General features: G+C 64.0%; 22 protein-coding genes and 1 other RNA gene. 13 read left to right on the top strand and 10 right to left on the bottom strand.

Going from position 1 to position 22,539, the window contains the following annotated elements; translation table 11 throughout:
* The first annotated feature begins 56 nt into the window (after positions 1-56).
* From ACT3TS_RS11725 to ACT3TS_RS11735, 3 genes are all read left to right on the top strand, one after another.
* Entirely contained in the window at positions 57-359 is a 303-nt protein-coding gene (locus ACT3TS_RS11725) for a hypothetical protein (RefSeq protein ID WP_444531693.1), read from the top strand.
* A 799-nt stretch (positions 360-1,158) separates the two neighbouring features.
* Positions 1,159-1,953, top strand: coding sequence for an IclR family transcriptional regulator (locus ACT3TS_RS11730; protein ID WP_444531717.1), 795 nt, complete (start codon positions 1,159-1,161; stop codon positions 1,951-1,953).
* Positions 1,954-2,081: 128 nt separating this feature from the next.
* A complete protein-coding gene (locus tag ACT3TS_RS11735; protein WP_444531694.1) occupies positions 2,082-3,440 on the top strand; it encodes an MFS transporter in 1,359 nt (452 codons plus the stop codon).
* Positions 3,441-3,657: 217 nt separating this feature from the next.
* On the opposite strand, the gene ACT3TS_RS11740 is transcribed toward ACT3TS_RS11735, so the two are convergent.
* Positions 3,658-4,722 (bottom strand): D-2-hydroxyacid dehydrogenase, encoded by a 1,065-nt coding sequence (locus ACT3TS_RS11740; protein ID WP_444531695.1) that lies wholly within the window; start codon positions 4,720-4,722, stop codon positions 3,658-3,660.
* Between the two features lie 86 nt (positions 4,723-4,808).
* Here ACT3TS_RS11740 and ACT3TS_RS11745 point away from each other — a divergent pair, with 86 nt between their 5' ends.
* From ACT3TS_RS11745 to gndA, 4 genes are all read left to right on the top strand, one after another.
* Positions 4,809-5,804 (top strand): NAD(P)-dependent oxidoreductase, encoded by a 996-nt coding sequence (locus ACT3TS_RS11745; protein WP_444531696.1) that lies wholly within the window; start codon positions 4,809-4,811, stop codon positions 5,802-5,804.
* Between the two features lie 96 nt (positions 5,805-5,900).
* Entirely contained in the window at positions 5,901-6,671 is a 771-nt protein-coding gene (locus tag ACT3TS_RS11750; protein ID WP_444531697.1) for an SDR family oxidoreductase, read from the top strand.
* Between the two features lie 13 nt (positions 6,672-6,684).
* Complete coding sequence (locus ACT3TS_RS11755) at positions 6,685-7,740, top strand: L-idonate 5-dehydrogenase (protein WP_444531698.1); 1,056 nt, start codon at positions 6,685-6,687, stop codon at positions 7,738-7,740.
* Between the two features lie 163 nt (positions 7,741-7,903).
* On the top strand, positions 7,904-9,355 hold the full coding sequence (gndA, locus tag ACT3TS_RS11760) for an NADP-dependent phosphogluconate dehydrogenase (protein WP_444531699.1): 1,452 nt from the start codon (positions 7,904-7,906) through the stop codon (positions 9,353-9,355).
* 282 nt (positions 9,356-9,637) lie between these two features.
* On the opposite strand, the gene epsC is transcribed toward gndA, so the two are convergent.
* The 3 genes from epsC to msrA all read right to left on the bottom strand — a co-directional run bounded on the left by epsC (position 9,638) and on the right by msrA (position 11,962).
* Positions 9,638-10,225, bottom strand: a complete 588-nt coding sequence (epsC, locus tag ACT3TS_RS11765) for a serine O-acetyltransferase EpsC (protein ID WP_444531700.1) — start codon at positions 10,223-10,225, stop codon at positions 9,638-9,640.
* Positions 10,226-10,354: 129 nt separating this feature from the next.
* On the bottom strand, positions 10,355-11,290 hold the full coding sequence (cysK, locus tag ACT3TS_RS11770) for a cysteine synthase A (protein WP_444531701.1): 936 nt from the start codon (positions 11,288-11,290) through the stop codon (positions 10,355-10,357).
* Positions 11,291-11,437: 147 nt separating this feature from the next.
* A complete protein-coding gene (gene msrA, locus ACT3TS_RS11775) occupies positions 11,438-11,962 on the bottom strand; it encodes a peptide-methionine (S)-S-oxide reductase MsrA (RefSeq protein ID WP_444531702.1) in 525 nt (174 codons plus the stop codon).
* Positions 11,963-12,364: 402 nt separating this feature from the next.
* Between msrA and ACT3TS_RS11780 the strand changes: the two genes are divergently transcribed.
* From ACT3TS_RS11780 to ACT3TS_RS11790, 3 genes are read left to right on the top strand one after another with little or no spacing between them, the layout of a single operon-like run.
* Positions 12,365-13,231: a Nif3-like dinuclear metal center hexameric protein gene (locus tag ACT3TS_RS11780; RefSeq protein ID WP_444531718.1), complete on the top strand. Its 867-nt coding sequence runs from the start codon at positions 12,365-12,367 to the stop codon at positions 13,229-13,231.
* A 47-nt stretch (positions 13,232-13,278) separates the two neighbouring features.
* Complete coding sequence (locus ACT3TS_RS11785) at positions 13,279-14,016, top strand: zinc ribbon domain-containing protein (RefSeq protein ID WP_444531703.1); 738 nt, start codon at positions 13,279-13,281, stop codon at positions 14,014-14,016.
* 32 nt (positions 14,017-14,048) lie between these two features.
* A complete protein-coding gene (locus ACT3TS_RS11790) occupies positions 14,049-14,420 on the top strand; it encodes a VOC family protein (protein ID WP_444531719.1) in 372 nt (123 codons plus the stop codon).
* A 150-nt stretch (positions 14,421-14,570) separates the two neighbouring features.
* Here the strand turns inward: ACT3TS_RS11790 and ACT3TS_RS11795 are convergent, their stop codons facing one another.
* The gene (locus tag ACT3TS_RS11795) at positions 14,571-15,335 is read right to left on the bottom strand and encodes a YaaA family protein (RefSeq protein ID WP_444531704.1); all 765 of its coding nucleotides are present in this window, start codon (positions 15,333-15,335) and stop codon (positions 14,571-14,573) included.
* Positions 15,336-15,579: 244 nt separating this feature from the next.
* Between ACT3TS_RS11795 and ACT3TS_RS11800 the strand changes: the two genes are divergently transcribed.
* Complete coding sequence (locus ACT3TS_RS11800; protein WP_444531705.1) at positions 15,580-17,070, top strand: glyceraldehyde-3-phosphate dehydrogenase; 1,491 nt, start codon at positions 15,580-15,582, stop codon at positions 17,068-17,070.
* 180 nt (positions 17,071-17,250) lie between these two features.
* Here the strand turns inward: ACT3TS_RS11800 and ACT3TS_RS11805 are convergent, their stop codons facing one another.
* From ACT3TS_RS11805 to ACT3TS_RS11815, 3 genes are read right to left on the bottom strand one after another with little or no spacing between them, the layout of a single operon-like run.
* Positions 17,251-17,391 (bottom strand): hypothetical protein, encoded by a 141-nt coding sequence (locus ACT3TS_RS11805; RefSeq protein ID WP_444531706.1) that lies wholly within the window; start codon positions 17,389-17,391, stop codon positions 17,251-17,253.
* The gene (locus ACT3TS_RS11810) at positions 17,388-17,690 is read right to left on the bottom strand and encodes an SRPBCC family protein (protein WP_444531707.1); all 303 of its coding nucleotides are present in this window, start codon (positions 17,688-17,690) and stop codon (positions 17,388-17,390) included. The genes ACT3TS_RS11805 and ACT3TS_RS11810 overlap by 4 nt, the downstream gene beginning before the upstream one ends.
* Positions 17,683-18,021, bottom strand: a complete 339-nt coding sequence (locus ACT3TS_RS11815) for an ArsR/SmtB family transcription factor (protein ID WP_444531708.1) — start codon at positions 18,019-18,021, stop codon at positions 17,683-17,685. Before ACT3TS_RS11815 ends, ACT3TS_RS11810 begins: the two co-directional genes overlap by 8 nt.
* 158 nt (positions 18,022-18,179) lie before the next feature.
* Between ACT3TS_RS11815 and rnpB the strand changes: the two genes are divergently transcribed.
* Positions 18,180-18,561: RNase P RNA component class A (gene rnpB / locus ACT3TS_RS11820), an RNA gene on the top strand.
* A gap of 315 nt (positions 18,562-18,876) precedes the next feature.
* Here rnpB and ACT3TS_RS11825 read toward each other — a convergent pair.
* A complete protein-coding gene (locus ACT3TS_RS11825) occupies positions 18,877-19,653 on the bottom strand; it encodes an acyltransferase (protein ID WP_444531709.1) in 777 nt (258 codons plus the stop codon).
* Between the two features lie 414 nt (positions 19,654-20,067).
* On the opposite strand from ACT3TS_RS11825, the gene ACT3TS_RS11830 reads away from it, so the two are divergent.
* The gene (locus tag ACT3TS_RS11830; RefSeq protein WP_444531720.1) at positions 20,068-20,784 is read left to right on the top strand and encodes a GmrSD restriction endonuclease domain-containing protein; all 717 of its coding nucleotides are present in this window, start codon (positions 20,068-20,070) and stop codon (positions 20,782-20,784) included.
* Between the two features lie 75 nt (positions 20,785-20,859).
* Here the strand turns inward: ACT3TS_RS11830 and ACT3TS_RS11835 are convergent, their stop codons facing one another.
* Complete coding sequence (locus ACT3TS_RS11835) at positions 20,860-22,509, bottom strand: peptide chain release factor 3 (RefSeq protein ID WP_444531710.1); 1,650 nt, start codon at positions 22,507-22,509, stop codon at positions 20,860-20,862.
* Positions 22,510-22,539 lie beyond the last annotated feature (30 nt).

Consider the following 22,539-nt stretch of genomic DNA (forward strand, 5'->3'; position numbering starts at 1 on the left):
CATGAGCCCGGCTTGCAGCCGCCGGAATGTCAGACCCTGCCCGTAACGTACGGGGCATGAAGACAGCCGTGGAAGAAGTACTGGTAAGAACCGACCCTGCAGGGGTGCCGACGGCTGTGCACCGCAACGGCCGGGTGTGGATCGTGGGTGCCGAGCCTGTGCGCTGGTATGAGCGGATCGAGTGGTGGAAGCAGGCGCAGCGGATGCCCAAGGGGCAGGGGCGCGTTGATGTCCAGGTGTGGCGTCTGCAGGCACGGCTGGGCCAAAACCTGCGCAGCGAGCTGGTGACCATGGAGTTGGAACGCGACTTTGAGGGCGGGACCTGGCGAATGCGCGGGCCCCTGCAAATGGCCGGCTGACGCCTGGCGGTGGCGGGTCGGCCCACGGTTGCCCACTGTGCCCGACTTTTGCCGCTGGGCCCAAGTGAGGCATCATTCTGGCTACTAACCCACGAGGTGCGGCTTAAAGTGAAAGGTTCCCCGCCACAGCTATTGGGGGACGCTGTGGTGGGGAACCAGTAATAAAAATATAACAACTGGTTTCGCAAGATGCAAACTGACACGCTCAATTGCCAGATTGCGCCCAGCTTGTTTCCAGACAGTGCCCATGAGGGATTGGAGGTGCCGGACCCGGGTCATTTTGTGGCGGCAGGGAGTTTTGGGGGCCTAGTCATCAGCGGACGGCAGCCGGCTGGGCGGAGCGCAGCCCGGGGTGGCCGCGGGGATCGGCGGCGTGGAGTCGCTGAGGCAGGGATGTAGTCGGCCCGGACGCCCTCCGCACGAGTTTTCCGTGCTCCCGTTTTCTGTAAACCTGGGAAAGGAAGCGGTGGCCCGTATCTGAGCGACGCTTCGCCAAAACAGCCCTCAGCTGTGCGAGGATCTGAGGCAACGAGGGTGAATCCACCCACGGAAGAGCCGGAAGGCGGCGTTTAAATTGGGGGACCTTCCACTGTGGCTATTGGGGGACGCCACAGCGGAAGGCCTGCACACGAATATACCGCCCGCTCGGGCAAAAGACAATACGGGACGTTCTACCTCCGGCCATGGACAGTATGATGGATATTGTTCACTGCAATGAACTGCGGTCTTGTGGTCGAACGCCGGGCCCGGGGGATTCCCGGGCTGCAGCCTTCAGCGTTGAGGAAGCCACGTGAGCGAAATTCAGGTCAAGTCCCAGAAGAACAGTGACGTTCGGGCCAATGCAACCCCGGCGCCAGCCGTAACCCGGGCGGCAGCCGTGCTCGACGCGTTGGCTGAGTCGACAACGGGACGGCTGACCCTCAGCGATTTGGCCCGCGAATTGGGCATCCCGAAGTCCTCAACATCCAACCTGTTGCAGGCTTTGGAGGACGCGCAATTGATCACCAGGCTCGGCTCGGACTACGCACTTGGCGTGAAGCTGGTGGAACTGGGTGCCGCCTACCTCAGCCGCCGGGACGAGGTTCGGGAGTTCTACCGCTTCTGTGAGCAGGCTCCTGTGCTCAAGGGTGAAACTGTGCGCATCGCGATGCTCGACGGCGACAATGTCATCTATCTGGCCCGTCATGAGGGGCATCCCGCCGTCAGGCTGACCTCAAACATTGGCGACAAGATGCCTGTGACACTGTGCGCAGTGGGCAAGGTGCTGGTTTCCAGACTGCACGACCATGACCTTGAGCAGCTTTTCCCGGACGACGCCGAGCTGCCCGTCATGACGCCCAAGTCCCTGCGGACAGGTCGCGAACTCAAGGCGGAGATTGCCCAAATTCGGGCCCAGGGCTATGCCCTTGAGGATGAGGAATCCACCCTGGGTGTCGTGAGCCTCGGCGTGGCCGTGCCAACGCGGGGGTCCCACGGTCCGAGCCTGGCCGTTTCCGTGACCGCCCTGAAGGCGACCTTCTCGGAGGGGCAGCGTGCAGCCATGGTGAGCGAGCTGACGGAGCTCACTAAAATGCTCGGAAATCCCATGGGATAGCAACAAAAAACATTTTCCTTGGCGATGTGTTCACAGTAATGTACGCTGTTCAACATAGTGATCGGCCTCATAGGTCGTTGTCGCCTGCCTGAACCAATGGTGGTTCGGGGAGATTCAAGGGAGAACCAGTGACTACACAACCTTTACAGCCCACCACCCCGTCCCGGAATCAAGCGGATGACAAGGTAGATCCGGAGCAGCTGCGGCGGGCCACCCTGGCCAGCTCAGTTGGCTCGGCGCTTGAGTATTACGACTTTTACATCTTTGGCCTCGCGACCGCATTGATCTTCGGCCCGCTCTTCTTTGCCCCGCTGGGTGCAACAGGAGCGCTGCTCGCAGCCTTCGGCACCTACGGCGTTGGGTTCGCGGCCCGCCCGTTCGGCGGCTTGATCTTCGGCTACATCGGCGACCGCTTCGGCCGCAAGCAGGTTCTGCTGCTCACCGTCGGGCTCATGGGCGGGGCATCCTTCGCGATCGGGCTGCTGCCGACCTATTCGCAAGCCGGCATGGTGGGTGCCATCCTTTTGGTGGTCCTGCGCATCGTCCAGGGACTGGGCGCCGGCGCCGAGCAGGCCGGGGCCACCACCCTCATCTCCGAAGTTGCCCCGCGCAAACGCCGCGGCTTCTTCGCGGCACTGCCGTTCGTGGGGATCCAAATCGGCACCCTGTTGGGCGCGGGCACCTTCGCGCTGCTGGGCCTGGCCCGCCCGGAGGTGCTGGAAGGCTGGCTCTGGCGCTTGCCGTTCCTGGCCAGCGTCCTGCTGATCGCCGTCGCCATCTACATCCGCCTCAAGCTCAAGGAAACCCCCGTGTTCCAGGAGCTGGAGAAGCACAAGAACGTCACGAAGAACCCGCTGGGCGTGCTGTGGCGCAGCTCCAAAAAGAATGTGCTGATCGGCATCGGGCTGCGAATGGGTGAGAACGGCAACTCCACCATTTACTCCACGCTGCTTGTCGGTTTCATGGCGGCCAAGGGCGGAATTTTTGAAGGCGACAAGTTCATCGGCCCCGTCGGCCTGCTCATCGCCGCCGGATTCTCCGCGGTCATGGTGATCACTTTCGGCGCCTTGTCCGACCGCGTGGGCCGCATCAAGGTCTACCGCTACGGAGCCCTGTTCCAGCTGGTGTTCGCCTTCCCGGCCTTCTACCTGATCTCCCTGGGCAACGTCACGCTCGTCTGGATTGTCATGAGCGTCGGCATCGCACTTGGCGTGCAGTCAATGCTTGGCCCGCAGTGCGCCATGCTGCCCGAGCTGTTCGGGGCCACGCACCGCTTCACCGGCGTCGCCATGAGCCGGGAAATCTCGGCAGTGTTCGCCGGCGGGATCGCCCCGTTCGTGGGCGGCGTGCTGCTGGCCGTCACCAACCAGTCCTGGATGGTGCTGGCCGGCTACTCGCTGGTCCTGGCCGCAATCTCCTTCGCCACCACCTTTGTCGCGCCGGAAACCGTGGGCCGCGACCTCAACCTTGTCGAGGACGCAACTTAACCCGGGCTCGGCACCCCACCACCGCGCACACGGCGCCTGCCTTGGCAGGTGCCGTGTGGCATTTAATGCTTGCCCCCTATTTCCAGGCACGACGCCGGACCCGCACCTGACGCCGGACCCGCACCTGACGCTGGAGCCTGGCCATCCGCCGTCGACCTTGCAGCGGGCACACAAAAGGGGAGCCCCCTGCATCGGGGGCTCCCCTTGTGGGTTGGGCTTAGTAGAAGTGCACGGGATCCACGGCGTGCAGCAGCGTCCCGCCGGCCTGGAAGCGCTTGAGGTTTTCGATGAAGCGCTCGGCAATCAGGCGGTTCTCGGCGGAGCTCAGTGCCGAGGTGTGGGGGGAAACCAGGACGCGCGGGTGCTCCCACAGGGGGCTGGCGGCCGGCAGCGGCTCCACGGCAAACACGTCGAGGCAGGCGTAGGAGACCTGGCCATTGTCCAGGGCCGCGAGGAGGGCATCCTCGTCAACGACGGTGCCGCGGCCAACATTGACCAGCACGGTGCCGGGCTTCATGGCGTCGAAGATTTCGGAGTTGATCATTTTCTCCGTATAGGGAGTTCCCGGCAGGGTGTTGATAAGGACGTCGGCCGTTGCCACCAGACCGGGCAGACCCGCCGTGTCCGTGACTTTGTCGATGCCGGCAATGTCCTCGACGCTGCGCTTGGTGCCGCTGACGTTCATGCCCAGGGCCCGTGCCAGGCGTGCAGTTTCCAGGCCGATCTCGCCAAGGCCCGTGATGACCACATTGGAGCCGCTGGCCAAACGGGTGGGCGTGCGCAACTCGGGCCAGTGCTTCGCGGCCTGGTCGGCGGCAAGCTCGGCGGTGCGCTTGATGCCGTTCAAAGCGCCCATCATGGCGAACTCGGCCAACGGCAGGGCGTGGACGCCGGCGGAACTGGTGACGGTGATGCGGGCCAGATCGTCGGTGGACAGCTTGGCTGCCTTGACGGCGCCGCCGGCCCCTGCCGCCATGGCTTGAATCCACTGCAGCTTGGTGCTCGATGCGATGGTGGCCAAGCCCGCCGCATTTTCATTGGGCAAGCCGTAGAGCACGTCGGCGCTGTTCAACAATTCCCAGTAGCGGGCTTCCTGCTCCGCCGTACGCTGGAAGGCCGGGTCGCCGGCATGGTCCGCCGGGAAACGCTCCGGCGGCAGCAGCTCGGGTTCATGCAGAACTGTGACGGTGGGATGGGCGGACCTGATGGCCTCCACAAGCTCGGATTCGAGCGGGACGGCAATCGCGACGGTGAGATTATTAAGGGTCATAGTGTTCATCATACTGAATTGTGGATAGAATGCTGAACAAATGCGACGAACAATCTCGTCAAACGCCCAAACCACAAAGTTGTGAGGACTGGTACGCAATGACCCGAGACCCTTCATCCCCACCGGGCACCGCCCCGGCGCCGGGCCGACAGGCTGCAGAACTCGTCGGGCCCGGTCCTGCGGCGGCTGGCAAAGCTGTCCGATTCGGACGGCTCGGCTTTGTCGGCCTGGGCCACATGGGCGCCCCCATGGCCGCCAACCTGCTTCGGGCGGGCTGGCCGCTGGCGGTCTGGAACCGTTCGGCGGCCGCCGTCGAGGCATTGACCGGGCAGGGTGCCCACGCCGCCGCCACTGTTGCCGAGCTGCGCGACAGCCACATCATCATGTTCATGCTGCCTGATCTGAGTTTCATCGCCGACGCTGCGGCACCGCTGCTGGCCGCGTGGCGCGAGCTGCCCCCCGAGCCGGGAACCGTCGTCGTTGTCATGAGCAGCGTATCGCCGCAGGCCGTGAAGACGTTTGATGCGGAGGTGTCCCGGGCCAGCGCCGGCAACGCGGCGGTCATCGACGCTCCCGTCAGCGGCGGCACGGTCGGGGCGGAAAACGGCACGCTGGCCATCATGGCCGGCGGCGCCGACGAAGACTTTGAGCGGGTCCGCCCCGCCCTCGAAAGCATGGGAACCACTGTGCGCCTGCTGGGCGGCCTTGGTTCCGGGTCGCTGGCGAAGGCCTGCAACCAGCTCCTGGTGGGAACCACGACGGCGGCACTTGCGGAGGCAGCCGAGCTTGCCGAACGCTCGGGCATGGATGTCACGGCGCTCTTTGAGGTCCTGTCCGGCGGACTGGCCGGCAGCCAGGTGCTGAAAATTGTTGGCCCGCGCATTGCCGCCAAGGAGTACGCGCCAACGGGCCCGGCCAAATTCATGCACAAGGACCTCGGGTTTGTGCTTGAAAGTGCACAGTCATCGGGGTCGGCCGTGCCCATGACCGCTGCCGGGCATGCCCTCTACGGCACGTTGATACAACAGGGGCTGGGCGACCAGGACCTGGCCGTGGTCCGGGAAAGCATCGCCCGCCTCAAAGGCAAGGCATAGCTTCCCGCACCACCAACCCCGCCCCTTGTCTTCAGGACTCCATCTGGCGCGGGGTGCAATACATGAAAACTTCTTCAGCAGCTAAGGAACTAAAGCATGAGCGGATTGTTTGATTTGACCGGGCGCACGGCCCTGGTGACGGGCTCCAGCCGCGGCATTGGCAATGCCCTGGCGCGCGGGCTTGCCGAGGCCGGAGCGACAGTTGTCCTCCACGGCTTGAATCCGGAACGGCTCGCCGCCGCAGAAGCGGCCATGGCCGGCGATTTTCCGGCCGGCAAGATCCGCTCCCTGGCTTTTGACGTCACCAACGACGTGGCGGCCGCCGAAGGCATCGCTTGGATCGAAGCCAACGTCGGGCCGTTGGAGATCCTCGTCAACAATGCCGGCATCCAGCACCGCGTCCCGCTCCTTGACCTGGACGTGAAGGATTGGGACAGGGTCATCAGCACCGACCTGACCAGTGCCTTCCTGGTGGGCCGCGAGGCCGCCCGGGGCATGCTGGCCCGTGGCCGGGGAAAGATCATCAACATCTGTTCGGTCCAGACCGATCTGGCCCGCCCCACCATCGCCGCCTACACCGCAGCGAAGGGCGGGCTGCGGAACCTGACCCGTGCCATGACCGCCGAGTGGGCCTCCGGCGGGCTGCAGATCAATGGCATTGCCCCCGGCTACATCCATACGGAAATGACCCAGAATCTGGTCGACGATGAGAAGTTCAATTCCTGGATCCTGGGCCGGACCCCGGCCAACAGGTGGGGGACCGTTGCGGACCTGGCGGGGCCCGCCGTGTGGCTGGCCTCCGACGCCTCCAACTTTGTGAACGGCCAGACCATCTTCATCGATGGCGGCATGACGGTAGTGGTTTAGAAAGATGGCAACTGTGACTGATTACCCACCTCTGCCCGCCACTGCCCCGGCCGTTGTGGCCCACGGCAAGGACGACCTGCGCATCGAAGAGGTGGCCCTGACCCCGACTCGCCCCGACCAGGCCGTCATTGACATTGCCTACGGCGGCATTTGCGGCTCGGACCTGCACTACTGGCTGCACGGAGCCGCAGGCGAGTCCATCCTGAAGGACCCCATGGTGCTCGGGCATGAGGTGGTGGGCACTGTGGTCCGCGCCGCTGCCGACGGCACCGGACCCGACGTCGGAACGTCCGTGGCCGTGCACCCCGCCACCCCTGCCCCCGGCGCTGCCAAGTATCCACTGGACCGGCCCAACCTGTCCCCGGGGTGCACGTATCTGGGCAGCGCAGCGCGGCATCCGCACACAGATGGTGCGTTCCTGCGCTACGCAAATCTGCCCACACGGATGCTCCGGCCCCTGCCGGAGACGCTGCCGCTGCGCCGGGCTGCCCTCGTTGAACCGGCCAGCGTGGCATGGCATGCGGTGTCCCGGGCCGGTGACGTGCGCGGAAAGACGGTCCTGGTGGTGGGTTGCGGCCCCATCGGAACCCTGGCGGTCGCCGTGCTCAAGCGTGCCGGGGCCGCCCACATTACGGCCGTCGACATGCATGAGAATCCGCTGCAGATCGCCGCTGCCGTGGGTGCCGACGTGCTGCTGCAGGCACCCGATGCCGCAACGATTGCGGCCGTCGAGGCCGACGTCGTGATTGAATCCTCGGGCAACCATTTCGGCTTGGCCTCGGCCATCAACGGCGCCGTGCGCGGCGGCCGGGTCGTCATGGTGGGATTGCTTCCCTCCGGTGAACAACCGATTGCCATTTCATTGGCGATCACTCGGGAACTTGAATTGCTGGGATCGTTCCGCTTCAACGACGAAATTGACGAGGTGATTGACGCCCTGGCCGACGGCACCTTGAGCGTGGATGCGGTTGTTACTCATGAATACGCACTCAAAGACGGACTTGAGGCCTTTGATACGGCGCGAAATTCGGCCCTGTCCGGGAAGGTGCTGCTGAACTTCCGGGCCTGAAACCGGCCTGTGGCATCCGGTTGCCAACTGAGGGGCACCCAGGGTCTCCGCTTCAGCAAGTTGGAATCCTCGCGGCAGCGCATCCGGATCGTGAAACAAAGTGGGGAACGGGCGCTGTCCCGGATATGATTGGGGAAACTGTTCAAAACTCTCTGGAGGTAGCATGTCTGCACAAATCGGCACCGCACAGATCGGTGTCACGGGTCTGGCCGTCATGGGCGCCAACCTTGCACGCAACTTGGCCCGCAATGGGTACACGGTAGCCCTGCACAACCGTTCGGTTGAAAAGACTGACGCACTGCTGGACGCCCACGGCGGCGAGGGCGAGTTTGTTCGCACCGAAACGCTGGCCGAACTCGTGGAATCCCTGGAAAAGCCGCGCCGCGTGCTCATCATGGTCAAGGCCGGCGGTCCTGTCGACTCCGTGATCGATCAGCTCGTGCCGCTCATGGAAGCCGGCGACATCATCATTGATGGCGGCAACTCCAACTTCCAGGACACCCGCCGCCGCGAAGCTGACCTGGCGAAGAAGGATCTGCACTTTGTTGGTGTTGGCGTTTCCGGTGGTGAAGAGGGCGCCCTGCTGGGCCCGTCCATCATGCCCGGTGGTTCCAAGGAGTCTTACGACGCACTTGGCCCGCTGTTGGAAAAGATTTCCGCCAAGGTTGACGGCCAGCCCTGCTGCGCATGGATCGGCACCGACGGTGCCGGCCACTTCGTCAAGATGGTTCACAACGGCATCGAATATGCCGACATGCAGGTCATCGGTGAAGCGTACGACCTGCTCCGCAGTGCTGCCGGCATTGAGCCGGCCGAGCAGGCCGAGATCTTCGGTAAGTGGAACGAAGGCCAGCTGGCCTCCTTCCTGATCGAAATCACCGCAGAAGTATTGGGCCACGTTGACGCCAAGACCGGCAAGCCGCTGGTTGATGTCATCGTTGACTCTGCAGGCCAGAAGGGCACGGGCCGCTGGACGGTTCAGTCCGGTTTGGACCTGGGCTCACCCATCTCCGCGATCGCCGAGTCCGTGTTCGCCCGCGGCCTGTCCAGCCAGCGGGACCAGCGTGCCATTGGCCAGGAAGTTCTGGCTGGCCACGAGGTTGCCGTTGAACTCGGCGCCGACTTCGTTGAAGACGTTCGCCAGGCACTCTACGCGTCCAAGCTCATCAGCTACGCGCAGGGCATCGACATGCTGACCAGCGCTGCCAAGGAATACAACTGGGACCTGAAGCTGGACGAGATCGCTTCGCTGTGGCGCGGCGGCTGCATCATTCGCGCCGAGCTCCTCAAGGACATCACCAAGGCCTACGCCGCTGAGGACAAGCCGGCCAACCTGCTCTTCGCCCCGGCGTTCGCCGCTGAAATCGCCGAGGTCCTCCCGGCCTGGCGCCGCGTGGTCTCCACCGCCGTCCAGCTGGGCATCCCGGTTCCGGTGTTCTCCTCCTCGCTGGCGTACTACGACGGCCTGCGCCGGCCGCGCCTGCCCGCCGCCCTGACCCAGGGCCTGCGCGATCTCTTCGGCGCCCACACGTACAACCGTGTTGACGAAGAAGGCACCTTCCACACCCAGTGGAGCGGCGACAAGTCCGAAATCAACGCGGTGGACACGCACTAGGCCCCACGCCTGCGCGGGACCAGCTTTGCAACTGGCCCGCAGTTGTGGTCGTAAAAACACCGATTTTAGGCGTTTTTACGACCACGACTGCGGGCCAGTTTATAATGTCCGGGGTGGGATGAAGCACGACGACGGCCGGTGACCATCCAAGGGAAGGCCACCGGCCGTCGTCGTACGTTTCCATAAAATCTGTGTGGCAGCTGTTGGACGAAAAACGCCCATAAAGGGCCATTTCCGTCCAACAACTGGAGTGCAGAATATTGGGGGAGAAGGTGGGCCGGGCTAGATCCACATGGCGGGGTCGATGTACTCCGCCGGGTCCACTGCGGGGGCCATCTCGCGCTTGGCGTCGCGGTGCCGCCAGGTGGCCGGGACCCCGGTGAGGATGGAGTTGGTCGGGGCGTCCTTGACGACGACGGCGTTGGCGCCGATCGCGGAATCGTCGCCGATGCTGATGGGTCCAAGGACCTTCGCGCCGGCCCCGATGGTGACCCGGCTGCCGATGGTGGGGTGCCGCTTGACCTTGGCCAGTGAGCGGCCGCCGAGCGTGACGCCGTGGTAGATCATGACGTCGTCGCCAATTTCGCTGGTCTCGCCAATGACAACGCCCATGCCGTGGTCGATGAAGAAGCGCCGGCCGATCGTGGCTCCCGGGTGAATTTCGATGCCCGTGGCAAAACGCGCCAGCTGGGACAGTGCCCGGGCGGGGAAGCGCAGTCCGGGGTTGGCCCACATTTTATGGGTCAGGCGGTGCACCCAGATGGCATGCAGTCCGGAGTAGACAAAAAAGTTCTCGGCGGAACCGCGGGCGGCCGGGTCATGCGACCGGGCCGACTCGAGGTCTTCACGTATTCTGCTGAAAAATCCCACAGACTTCTTTCAGTTGACGCCACAGATGTGTCCTGGCGTGGATTGTCGTGCGCAGACCAGAAGACCCGCATCACTGACAGCAACAGCGTCAGTGATGCGGGAATTATTCCGGCGGAGCGGAAGCGGCGATCAGCCCCTGATGTCGTCGTAGAGCACGGTGGAGATGTAGCGTTCGCCGAAGTCGGGGACCACTGCAACAATCAGTTTGCCCGCGTTCTCCGGGCGCTTGGCCAGTTCCAGGGCGCCCCATACGGCTGCGCCGGCGGAAATGCCGCCCAGGATGCCTTCCTGGTTGCCGAGCGCGCGGGCCACGGAGACGGAATCCTCCAGGGTGGCGTCAAGGACCTCGTCGTAGATGTCGCGGTCGAGGATTTCTGGGATGAAGTTTGCGCCCAGGCCCTGAATCTTGTGGGGGCCGGGTGCCCCGCCGTTGAGGATGGCGGAATCGATGGGTTCCACAGCCACAACCTGCACACCGGGCTTGCGCTGCTTCAGCAGCTGGCCGGCACCGGTGATGGTCCCGCCGGTGCCGATGCCGGCAACCAGGATGTCGACGGCGCCGTCGGTGTCTTCCCAGATTTCCACACCCGTGGTGGTGCGGTGGATGTCGGAGTTGGCCGGGTTGGCGAACTGCTGGGCCCAGATGGCGTTCTCGGTGGTGGCCACAAGTTCCTTCGCCTTGTCGACTGCTCCGCGCATGCCTTCCGAGCCGGGGGTCAGAACAATCTCGGCACCGTAGGCGCGGAGCATGACGCGGCGCTCGGTGGACATGGTCTCGGGCATGGTCAGGATGACCTTGTAGCCGCGTGCGGCGCCCACCATGGCCAGGGCAATGCCGGTGTTGCCGGAGGTGCCCTCCACAATGGTGCCACCGGGCTTGAGCTCGCCGGAGGCCTCGGCTGCGTCCACAATGGCGACGCCGATCCTGTCCTTGACGCTGTTGGCCGGGTTGTAGAACTCCAACTTCACGGCCACGGTCGCGGCCAGGCCCGCTGTCAGGCGGTTCAGGCGCACCAGCGGGGTGCGGCCAACCAACTGGGTGACATTGTCATAAATAGGTGCCATGAAGGATCCTTAGTTTTCGTGAAACGGTGGGCTGCGGACAACTGCGCTTGCTGCGAAGGGTGAAACGGGTGTGGAAAACCGCGAAAGGCAGGGCAGGATCCGCACGGTGTGCATACCCGTCAGCGTAGCGAGTCCCCCTTGGCGGTTCTAGGCGGTGAGCCACTTCGCGTAATGTTTTCTTACTTTGGCGATTTTTGGGTTGATAATGACCTGGCAGTACCCCACCTCCGGCCGTTGGGCATAGAAATCCTGGTGGTAGTGCTCGGCGGGGTAGATGACCTCCGCCGGCGACACCTCCGTGACAATCGGGTCGGCCCACAGCGGCTGGTTCCGTGCAATCGCGGCCCGGAACAACGCCTCTTCCTCCGCATCACGGTAGTACATGGCCGAGCGGTACTGGGTGCCGACGTCGTACCCCTGGCGGTTCAAGGTGGTGGGATCGTGCTGGACAAAGAACATGTCCAAGATGGTGTCCGCGGGAATGACAGTCTCGTCGAAGGTCACCGACACCACCTCCGCGTGACCGGTCATCCCGGTGCAAATTTGTTCGTAGGTGGGATTGGGCAGCGCCCCGGCCGTGTAGCCCGAAACTACCGATTCCACGCCCCTGGTCATTTGGTAGACGGCATCGAGGCACCAAAAGCAGCCGCCGCCCAATACAAAAGTCTTCATATTCATTTATAAGTCATCCGGGGCCCACAAGATTCCCGAACGGCATTCCAGTCTGCCGAGGGGCGCTCCCGCCAGTAAGGTAGGAACATGAGCAAGGAACCATTTCTTCCCACGCCCGACGCCGGAACTGACCCAGCTGCCGAGGGCACCGATGCCCCCGCGGCCCAGGCAGCAGCCCCCGGCGCACCGGCCGCAGCACCGGCCCCTGGAGCCCCGGGCCCCGCGCTGGGACTTGTCCCGGCGCACCACGGAAGCCAGCACCACGGCAGCGACGACCATGAGCGCGACGACCACGGCAGTGACGAGGCCTGGGACGGCGACGGCGATACGGACGGCGACGACACTGACGCGTCCGGACCCGGCCTCGACGGCGAACCGGCCCCGGACGCGGACAGCGCAGGGTTGCACGATGGTGAGCTGGAGCCGTTGGAGACTCCTGTCTTGTCGGACATTCTTGTTGCTGTTGAAGAGCTGTGGCCGGAATCCCTGGCTGAGGAGTGGGACCGTGTGGGGCTGGTGGTGGGCCGCCCCGACGCCGAGGTGGACAGGATCATGTTTGCCGTGGACCCGACCATCGAGGTCATCGATGAGGCGCTCGAGTGGGGTGCACAACTCCTCGTCACCCACCATCCTTTGTTGTTGAAGGGCGTAAATTCGGTGGCCGCCACCTCGGGGAAGGGCCGTGCCGTGCACAGGCTGATCGAAGGCGGGTGTGCCCTGCTGACAGTCCACACCAACGGCGACAGTGCCGTGGGCGGCGTGTCCGATGTGCTCGCCGATGTCCTGGGCCTGACGGATGCACAGCCGCTCATGCCCGCGGCGCACGGCCTCGTTGAAGAGGGAATTGGACGTGTCGGCCTGCTGCCGGGCGCTGAGAAGCTCGGGGACCTGGCTGCCAGGATCTTCCTGACCCTTCCCGCAGTAGCCGGGGGTGTCCGGGTCGCGGGTGACAAGGACGCACTCGTGCACAAGGTGGCAGTGTGCGGCGGCGCGGGCGACAGCTTGTTTGACGCCGTCCGGGCCAGCGATGCCGATGTGTACGTCACAGCCGATCTGCGCCACCACCCGGCGTCGGAAGCCCGTGAAGCGCGGACGGACGGCAAACCTTTCCTCATCGACCTCTCCCATTTTGCCAGCGAATGGCTGTGGCTCCCCGCCGCGGCCAGGGCACTGGGCAACGTCCTCGCAGACCAGGGTTTTGCAGCTGAACTGGTCGTAAGCCAGACAAACACGGACCCGTGGGATTTTATTCTCACCCCCGGCAACTAGGCTTGCCTGTAGGAACAACCACCACTTGATGTAGCAGGAGGACTTACATGGCCAAGGCAGCACCGGGCGAGCAGATGCGTTTGTTGGATGTTCAGGTACTTGACGGGAAACTACGGGGCCTCGACGTCCAGGCCAAGGCGCTGAAGGATGACCCCCGGCTTCCGGATCTCCACGCCGGGGTCACGGTTGCCAAGAGCGACCTCGTGGTCCTCGGCACCGCAGTCAGCGACGCCCAGCGCTCCCTGACGAAGGCTGAAGACGACGTGGCTGCGGTAGTGGCACGCATCGAACGCGACGAGGCGAAGCTGAACAGCGGCACCGGCCTGTCAAAGGACCTGATGGCACTGCAAAGTGAGATCGAGTCGCTGAACAAGCGCCGCGGTGACCTTGAGGACACCGAATTGGAGGCCATGGAGGCGTTCGAGGAGGCAACTGCCAAGGCACAGGCAGAACGGGATCTCGTGGCCCAGATGCAGTCGGTTCTCGATGAAGTCCTTGACGAGGTGCGCAGCAAATTGGGTGCCCTGAAAATGGAGCGCGACGCCACACTGGCCGAACGGGCCGAACTGGCGGCCACCTTCGCGCCGGAACTGATGACTATCTACGACCGGGCGCTGGCGAAATACGGTGTGGGCGCAGCCCGCCTGTTCCACGGCAAATCAGAAGGGTCCGGCATGCAGCTCAGTGCCGGCGACCTGGTCGACATCAAAAAGGCGAGCCCGGACACTATCGTCTTCTGCCCGGACTCCGGCGCCATCCTCGTCCGCTCGGAGGACTGGGGATAAAACCGCACACGGCGCCCGGCCGTCTGCACCACCTGGAGATTTGGGTGCAGGAGTACGGCTGGGCCAAGCAAAGCCTGGGCTGGCTGCTGGAGGAACTGGGCTACACCTTGGTTTCCGAATGGGGTCATGGCGGCAGCTGGCAGGGTGCCGGGGAATACATTGTGCTCGAATCAGGACCCGATGTTGCCGGGCCGCACGAACGCCGCCGCGCAGGACTGAACCATCTCGCCCTTGCCGCCGGTCCGGCGTCGAACGTCGATGCCCTGGCCGACGCCGCCTTGGGCCACGGGTGGACGCTCATGTTTGCCGACAGGCACCCGTACGCGGGAGGGCCCGGACACTACGCGGCCTACCTGGAAAACCAGGACGGCTTCGAAGTTGAACTGGTGGCCGGCGAAAATTAGCCGCCGCCCGCCCCGCACACTCCCGCCCGCAATTCGAGTTTGCAGATATTGGACGAAAATCAACGAAAATCGGCCAGAATGGTCCAACAACTGCAAAGTGGAATCCGCGTCATGGATGCTCCGCTACGGATTTCTCCGGGGGAGGGGCGGTCAGTCCGCCAGAATGATGTTCAGGGCGTGCGCCTTGCGGGCCGTGCCAGCCACGAGCTCCACCGTCCACTTTTCCCCGGCCGCCCTGGCCAGCTGGGCGGGTGTCTCGGGAGCCTTGCCGCGGCGGGTCAGCAAATGCCGGGCCAGCTCGCCGCGGGTGTGCTTGGCAAAGTGTGAGACCACCTTGCGGGTGCCGTCGCGCTCGGTAAAAACGTTGACGGCAACAGTGCGATCGGCATCCGGCACCCACGCCGCCGCATACGTGCTGGAGCGGCAATCCACGAGCAGCTGCCCTTCCGCGGGCCCCGACAACGCAGCCGCCAGCAGGGGCTTCCAGTAGCTCGCCAACTTGCCCAACCCGGGCAGCCCCACAGCCATCGACAACCGGTACGCCGGGATCCTGTCCGCGAAACCAACGGCACCCCACAATCCCGAGACAACCACGACGGCGGAATCGGCCTTGCGCTTTTGGCCCGCCGTCAGGCTTTGGTAGCCCAGGGCGTCAAAGAGCACTCCCGTGTAAATGCTGTGCGCCGGCGCTGCCGGCTCATGGGCCAGGCGGGTGTTCCGAATGACTTCATGGAGCAGCGAGGAGCCCACGCCCAGCCGGGTCAAGGCGTCGTCTTCCCCGGACACGGCGGCCAAGGCTGCTGCGACATCCTGCCTGGCCGAGGTCAGCTCGGGAAAGCTCAGTTCGGCGAGGTCGACGGGGGCGCCAGCGTCGGCAGGGGTCTTACCTTCAGAGGGGGGAAGCAAAATCAGCACCGTTCGAGCTTAGCCGGTCGGCCGATCCCCTAATGCACGCAGGATCGCATTGCTGCGAGAGCGTTTCGGAATATCGCCCCATTGCTGCGAGAGCGTTTCGGGGTGGGCGGGGCAGGAGGTGGGGTGCGCGAGGCTGTGGACCGGTCTAGTGAACCGTCTCACCTAACTCGCCGGTAACATGCGTGCGCTGTCAGACTTGAGAGGCTTGAACCAAGGGTGTTTTGAGCTGGAAGAGGATAATTACGTGGTGCAAGAACTCGTGGCAAACAACAGCGACGCCGTCCTGGATTCCTGGATCGGACGGGAAACCATGGCGGAAGCGATGATTCCGCTCATTGGCAAGCTGTACCGGGAAAACAATGTCCTGACCAACATTCACGGCCGCTCGCTGATCAACCAATCAGTCATCAGCCTGCTCAAGGCCCACCGCTTTGCCCGCCAGATCGACGAGGTGGAACTGCCGGTGGAAGAAACCCTGCCGCTGCTGCAGGCGCTCGTCACCCTGGAACTGGGTGCCGCTTCGCTTGACCTGGCCCGGCTCAACGCAGGCTTCAAGGCCTCGGGCGGGACCAGCCTTGAGGCGTTCCTCCGCACGGAACTGGCCGACGTCGTCGACCGTTTCGGTGCCGACGAACGCACCAGCACCGACGTGGTCCTGTACGGTTTCGGACGCATCGGGCGCCTGCTGGCCCGCATCCTCATTGAACACTCCGGCGGCGGCCACGGACTGCGCCTGCGCGCCATTGTGGTGCGCAGGGGCGGCGACATGGACCTGACCAAGCGTGCCAGCCTGCTGCGCCGCGACTCCGTCCACGGCCCCTTCAATGGCACGATCACGGTGGACCAGGAACGCAACATCATCCAGGCCAACGGCATCGCCATCCAGGTTATCTACTCGGACAGCCCGGCCACCATCGACTACACCGGCTTCGGCATCCACGACGCCCTGGTGGTCGACAACACCGGCCGCTGGCGCGACGAGGAAGGACTCTCCCAGCACCTGAAGAGCACCGGCGTGTCCCGTGTCCTGCTGACGGCCCCGGGCAAGGGCTCCCTGAAAAACATTGTGCACGGCATCAACCACGGCACCATCGCGCCGGAAGACAAGATCGTCACGGCGGCCTCCTGCACCACCAACGCCATCACCCCGGTGCTGAAGGTCCTGAACGACAGATACGGCATCGTCCACGGCCACGTTGAGACGGTGCACTCGTTCACGAACGACCAGAACCTGACGGACAACTTCCACAAGGGGGACAGGCGCGGCCGCTCGGCTGCCCTGAACATGGTCCTGACCGAGACCGGCGCCGCGAAGGCCGTGGCCAAGGCGCTGCCCGAACTCGAAGGTAAGCTGTCCGGAAACTCCATCCGCGTCCCCACCCCCAACGTGTCGATGGCGATCTTGAACCTGACCCTTGAAAACGGCACCACCAAGGATGAGGTCAACACCTACCTGCGCGACATCTCGCTGCACTCCGGCCTGCGCAAGCAAATCGACTTCATCGATTCCCCCGAGGTCGTCTCCAGCGACTTCGTCGGCTCCCGGCGCGCCGGAATCGTTGACGGCCTGGCCACCATCAGCTCCGACAAGCACCTGGTCCTCTACGTTTGGTATGACAACGAATTTGGCTACAGCTGCCAGGTGGTCCGGGTCATGGAGGAAATGGCCGGGGTTCACCCGCGCGCCTTCCCGGCCCTGGAAACGGCTGCCGAGCCGGCCACAGCGCTGGCCTGACCCAGACACCTCCTGACCGTGGCACCAAGGGTGCGGTTCGGCGTCGGACATCAAAGCCCGACGCCGAACCGCACCTTATATTCTCCGGCTGCCTGGGTTCTGGCTGCTTCAGTTCCCGCTGTCTGGGTTCCGGCTGCCGCCGTGAGCGCTCCCGCAGTGCGCAGTGCCGGCGGGCCGCCGCTAGGCAGTGAGGAACGCGACCAGGGCGTCGAAGGCGATCTGCCAGCCGGCTGTCGTGCCCTCGTACTGCTCGGGCGACAGGTGGCCGCCGGTCTGGCTGAAGCGCATCTCCGTGCCCCCGTCGACCGCGGTGAGGATCACGGTGAGCAGCTCGCGGTCACTGCCGGCTTCGTCGGTATGGTCATGACGAGCTTGTTCGGGCGGTCGACCTCGAGATACTCGCCGCGCCAATGAAAGTCGGGCATGCCGTTGCCGAGGATCATGGTGGCCTTCCAGAGCCCGCCTTCGCGAACATCCATGGACAGGGACTCCAGCGGGACCACGATGTCGGGCCCGCCCCACCAGGTGGCGAAGGATGTCGGCGTCACCCAGGCGTCGAAGACTGACTCGGGCGGCACGGAAAATATCCGGGTGACGGTGGAGCCTGTTGTTTCAACCATTGCTCTTGCCTTTCATTTCTTGTGTGAGGTGTTGCTCCAAAGCATCGAAGCTTTGGTCCCAGAATCGGCGGTAGTCGTCGATCCAGTCGGCCGCAGGGGCGAGCGCGGCGGCATTCAACCGCGCCGGCCGCCACTGGGCGTTGCGCCCGCGGGCAATCAATTCCGCCTTCTCGAGCACCTGGAGGTGCTTGGAGATGGCGGGCAGGCTCATGGCGAACGGTGCCGCAATGTCTTTGACGGTGGCCTCGCCACGCGAAAGCATCGCAAGGATTGCGCGCCTGGTTGGATCAGCCAGTGCCGAAAAGGTCCTGCTGAGCTCGTCGGTTTCCATGAACTGATAATAAACCTGTTGGCTAATTAACCGCTAGGTTAAATGACCGATTTTTTGCGACATCTTTTTCGAGTCCGGGACCGCGTCCGGGACCAAAGCGTGGGCGTTGGGCCCGTCGTCGAACATTGCCTGGCGAGACGGTAGACTTGTTCACTGGATAGGGCAGCTAGGCAACCGCGAGTCACGCAAGTGGCTCGAGGAACGTCCGGGCTCCACAGGACAGGGTGGTGGGTAACACCCACTCGGGGCAACCCGCAGGAAAGTGCCACAGAAAGTAGACCGCCCGCACGGCTGAAAGGCTGGAGCGGGTAAGGGTGAAACGGTGGTGTAAGAGACCACCAGTTCCCCAGGTGACTGGGGAAGCTCGGTAAACCCCGCCCGGAGCAAGGCCAGACAGGGCATGTTTGAGGGCTGTTCGCCCGAGTGCCTGGGTAGGCTGCTAGAGGGCGTCGGCAACGGCGTTCGTAGATGGATGGTTGCCTCTCCGCCGCGGGCAACCTCGGCGGATGACAAAACCCGGCGTATCGGCTGCCCTATCCAACATAAGTCTCATATTCCGTGCAGTTCTGCAGGAGTAAAGCGCTCAGAACGTTGAATTGGCGCGGCCCCGTGGATTGCATCTTCGCCGTGTTTGACAGGCAATGACTGGGTGGGACCGTGACGGAACTCCCTGAAAACTCCCTGACTATTTCACCCCGCCCACTCCGGCCACGCTTGGTTGAGCGCTTCGAGTTTGGCTTGGTGGAGTGTGTGCGATGCACGGCCTCCAACGGGTCGCAGTTCGAGGAGGCGGCTTCCCAGCCCTCGCCCAGCCGATTTCGTTCGCGCTCAAGCCGGAACCTGTGGCTCCCATCGCTATTGTGTATTTAGTAGCCGCCGCCTGATGTGCCAGATGTTCCTGCGAAGGCTTAGGAACCGTTTCCGGTTTTCGGCAATGATCGCCGGCTGCTCTTCTGTCATGTTCCAGTACGCAGATTGCTCGACCGTGCTGGAATCAGGTTTGTAGGGCGGGGCGACAAATGAGAGGTGGGGCCGTTCCCAGACAATGTTCTTCCGAACCACTTTTGCCGGTGAACCGACTGCGATGCAGTTGTTCGGGATCTTCTTGTTGACGATGCTGCGGAAACCGATCACAGAGCCGTCGCCCACATTTGCGCCGGCCAGGGCGACGGCCTGTGCACCGAACCACACGTGGTTTCCGATCGTGATGTCTTTGACGGGGTTGACCCGTTTTCCCGTGGCTACATCGAAGATGGGATGCCCATCGTGGGCTCGGAACTGGTTTTCGCTGGCGATCATCACATCATTGCCGGAGGCCACAGTGGCACCTTCCGCGGCGTTGATGATGCACGCGCCCGTGGTGGTTACGTTGGCGCCGACCCGCACCGTAGAGTCTTGCCCGAGTTGCATGCTCATGCTGAATCCGCGCCGGCTGCTCGGCCCAATGACAACCGTCGCGTTATCGCAATCGAATATGACGGTTAACTTGTTGATCCGGGCTCCACGGTCCACAATAATCCGGTTGTTCCTGCCCCGGATTGTTATGGCGATGTTCTTGTCGAACGTCGTTGGCGAGGTAATGGTGTTGCCCTGATCATCGTTGAAATCGGACAATACGTTAAGTTTCTTCACAGCTCGAGCCTACCGTCATGGCTGCAACTTATGCGGTGAGAAGTATTGCGGCCGTGGTTGTGGGGCTGATGCTCACCGTCAGTCCCGTGACGCCGAGGGGATGGTCACGCAGTTGCGGAGTTTGGGTGGGTTGTCTGTGGCGATGGTGTGGACTTCCTCCCGTTCCCGAAGGGACGCAGCAGCCGGCCTGTGGATAAGCCGAACCCGCTTTCGCTGTAGGCTCCTAGACTTAAGCCATCACGATTCACCGCCCACGCAACGGCCGCTGCCTGGCCGGGCGAGTCAGAGCCGGGGTGGTCAATGGCGCGTCATGTGCGTGAACTTTCCTCGACGCGCCCGCAGCGCGCCCCGCGGCCCCGACGGCCGCCCCAGCCCCGACGCCCGCCGGTTGTCAGCGCCGCCATTTTGCTGGTCCTGGTGGCCGTCGTCCTGGCCGGCTGGCTGCACACCTCAGGACGGTGGCCGTTTGAGCCCGGGACTGGCCCGCCACCGGTGCTAAGTACGCTGCCGCCGGCGTTGGGCAAGCCTGTGGTTGCCGTGGGCCCTGGCACGGCGTTGGCACTGTTGGAAACGCTGCAGGTCAAAGGGAAGGCGCCGGGCACCGGCTATCAGCGCAGCGCGTTTGGCGAAGCCTGGCTGGACGCCGACGCCAATGGCTGCGACACCCGCAATGACGTACTGCGCAGGGACCTCCAGGATGCCAACTTCACCAGCGGATCCCTGTGCACAGTGGCTTCCGGGGTGCTTGAAGAACCGTACACCGGGCAGGAGATCCATTTTCAACGCGGCAAGGACAGCAGCGGGGCCGTACAAATCGACCACGTCGTGGCCCTGGGCAACGCCTGGAAGACAGGGGCCGCCGCGCTGACCCCAATCCAACGCCAAAGCCTGGCCAACGACCCCTTGAACCTGTTGGCGGCAGATGGCCCAGCCAACCAGGACAAGTCCGACGGCGACGCCGCCACGTGGCTGCCCCACTCCAAAAAGTTTCGCTGCCACTATGTTGCCCGGCAAATATCCGTCAAGGCCGCTTACCAGCTGTGGGTCACCCCCGCGGAGAAATCCGCCATGAAACGAGTGCTTGGCCCGTGCCCGAAACAGCAAAGCCTGCCCTCCGGCTACCTCCCCTGAAGAAGCCCCTGAGGAAGGCCGCGTGAGGGAAAGCAGCAAGTGGACAGGCGTGCTGAGGCCAGGCCGGGCAACCCGCTACTGCATTGAGGTGCCGATTTCAGTCAACGGCAGGTCCGGGTGGTTCTTTTCGACGCGGCGCATGGCCCAAATATCGTTGAACAAGGCCAGGAACTCGCCGTCGCTGCGCTCAAGCACCTCAGCGCCATGGATGTTTGCCAGCGTGGCTGTTGCCTCCGGCGTCGTCAATCTGGCGAGCGAGTAGGGGAGCCGCTCCAACCGCATGGGGGCGTTGAAGTCGTGGTGCATGCGGTCCTCGACCACCTCGAACTGCATGGGTCCGACGGCGGCCAGCACCGGCGCCTGGTCACCGCGGAGGTCCGAGCGCAGGACCTGGATGACGCCCTCGTGTTCGAGCTGTTCGATGCCGCGGCGGAACTGCTTGTACTTGCTGGGGTCCTTGGAGCGGGCCACCTGGAAGTGTTCGGGGGCGAACAGCGGGATGGCCGGGTACTCCACGGGTTCCTCGACGAACAAGCTGTCGCCCACGCGCAGGGCGGAGGCGTTGACGAGTCCGACGACGTCGCCCGGGAAGGCGGTGTCGATGACCTCGCGGTCGCGGCCAAACACCTGCTGGGCGTACTTTGTGGCGAAGGACTTGCCCGTGCGGGACTGGGTGACGACCATGCCGCGCTCAAACATGCCCGAGCAGACGCGGACGAATGCGACGTGGTCGCGGTGGGCCTGGTTCATGCCGGCCTGGACCTTGAACACGAAGCCCGAGAACGGTGCTTCCACGGCGCGGGCGGTGCCGGTGACATCGGCGCGCGGGGACGCCGGCGGGGCGAAGTCGACCAGTGTGTCAAGAATCTGCTTGACACCAAAGTTCAGTGCGGCGGAGGAGAACAACAGGGGGGTGGCCTTGCCCGCGTAAAAAGCGTCCAGGTCCAGCGGGTTGGCTTCGTCCACGACCAGGCTGGCCTCGTCGGTGGAATCCGTCCACGCGTCGCCTTCTGACGCGGCGGCCTGCTCGGGTGTCAGATATTCGGTCAGGGCGATGTGGGCGCCGGAGCTGTTGCGGGCAAACTTGGCAAACTCGTTGCGGCGCACGTCCCAGACGCCGCGGAAGTCGCCGGCAATGCCGATGGCCCACGTCAGCGGCATCGGCGTCAGGCCGGTGCGCTCGGTGATCTCGTCCATCAATTCCAGCGGATCCAGGCCGGGCCGGTCCCACTTGTTGATGACGGTGATGATGGGCAGATTGCGCTGGCGGCAGACCTCGAACAGCTTCATGGTCTGGGTTTCCAGGCCCTTGCCCGCGTCGATGAGCATGACGGCGCAGTCGACGGCGGCCAGCACCCGGTAGGTGTCCTCGGAGAAGTCGGCGTGGCCCGGGGTGTCCAGCAGGTTGATGACGGTGTCGCGGTAGGAGAACTGCAGCGCGGCGGAGCTGATCGAGATGCCGCGGTCCTTCTCCATCTGCTGCCAGTCGGAGACCGTGTCCCTGCGGTTGGACTTGCCGTTGGTCGCACCCGCCGTGCCAATCACCTTGGCATGCAGCGCCAGTGCTTCGGTCAGCGTTGACTTGCCGGCATCCGGGTGGGAGATGACAGCGAAAGTTCGGCGACGCTCCGCCTGGCCGGTAATTTCGGTGGCGCGGGCGGGGGACTGGGCCGGAGAGGACACAAGACTACTTTCTAGCGGTAAAGAATTTTTCAGGCAGGACATCAACTCTTGAGTTTACCGCAGCCCGGGAGT

Origin of the sequence: Specibacter sp. AOP5-B1-6 (assembly GCF_052376555.1) — a bacterium.
In the GTDB taxonomy this organism is placed as follows: Bacteria; Actinomycetota; Actinomycetes; order Actinomycetales; family Micrococcaceae; genus Specibacter.

Bases quoted from the DNA above. Each gene is read 5' to 3' on its own strand.
- ACT3TS_RS11745 (WP_444531696.1), top strand. From the start codon at position 4,809: ATGACCCGAGACCCTTCATCCCCACCGGGCACCGCCCCGGCGCCGGGC.
- ACT3TS_RS11785 (WP_444531703.1), top strand. From the start codon at position 13,279: ATGGCCAAGGCAGCACCGGGCGAGCAGATGCGTTTGTTGGATGTTCAG.
- cysK (WP_444531701.1), bottom strand. From the start codon at position 11,290: ATGGCACCTATTTATGACAATGTCACCCAGTTGGTTGGCCGCACCCCG.
- ACT3TS_RS11750 (WP_444531697.1), top strand. From the start codon at position 5,901: ATGAGCGGATTGTTTGATTTGACCGGGCGCACGGCCCTGGTGACGGGC.
- ACT3TS_RS11815 (WP_444531708.1), bottom strand. From the start codon at position 18,021: ATGGAAACCGACGAGCTCAGCAGGACCTTTTCGGCACTGGCTGATCCA.
- ACT3TS_RS11740 (WP_444531695.1), bottom strand. From the start codon at position 4,722: ATGATGAACACTATGACCCTTAATAATCTCACCGTCGCGATTGCCGTC.
- gndA (WP_444531699.1), top strand. From the start codon at position 7,904: ATGTCTGCACAAATCGGCACCGCACAGATCGGTGTCACGGGTCTGGCC.
- ACT3TS_RS11725 (WP_444531693.1), top strand. From the start codon at position 57: ATGAAGACAGCCGTGGAAGAAGTACTGGTAAGAACCGACCCTGCAGGG.
- ACT3TS_RS11810 (WP_444531707.1), bottom strand. From the start codon at position 17,690: ATGGTTGAAACAACAGGCTCCACCGTCACCCGGATATTTTCCGTGCCG.
- msrA (WP_444531702.1), bottom strand. From the start codon at position 11,962: ATGAAGACTTTTGTATTGGGCGGCGGCTGCTTTTGGTGCCTCGATGCC.
- ACT3TS_RS11835 (WP_444531710.1), bottom strand. From the start codon at position 22,509: ATGTCCTGCCTGAAAAATTCTTTACCGCTAGAAAGTAGTCTTGTGTCC.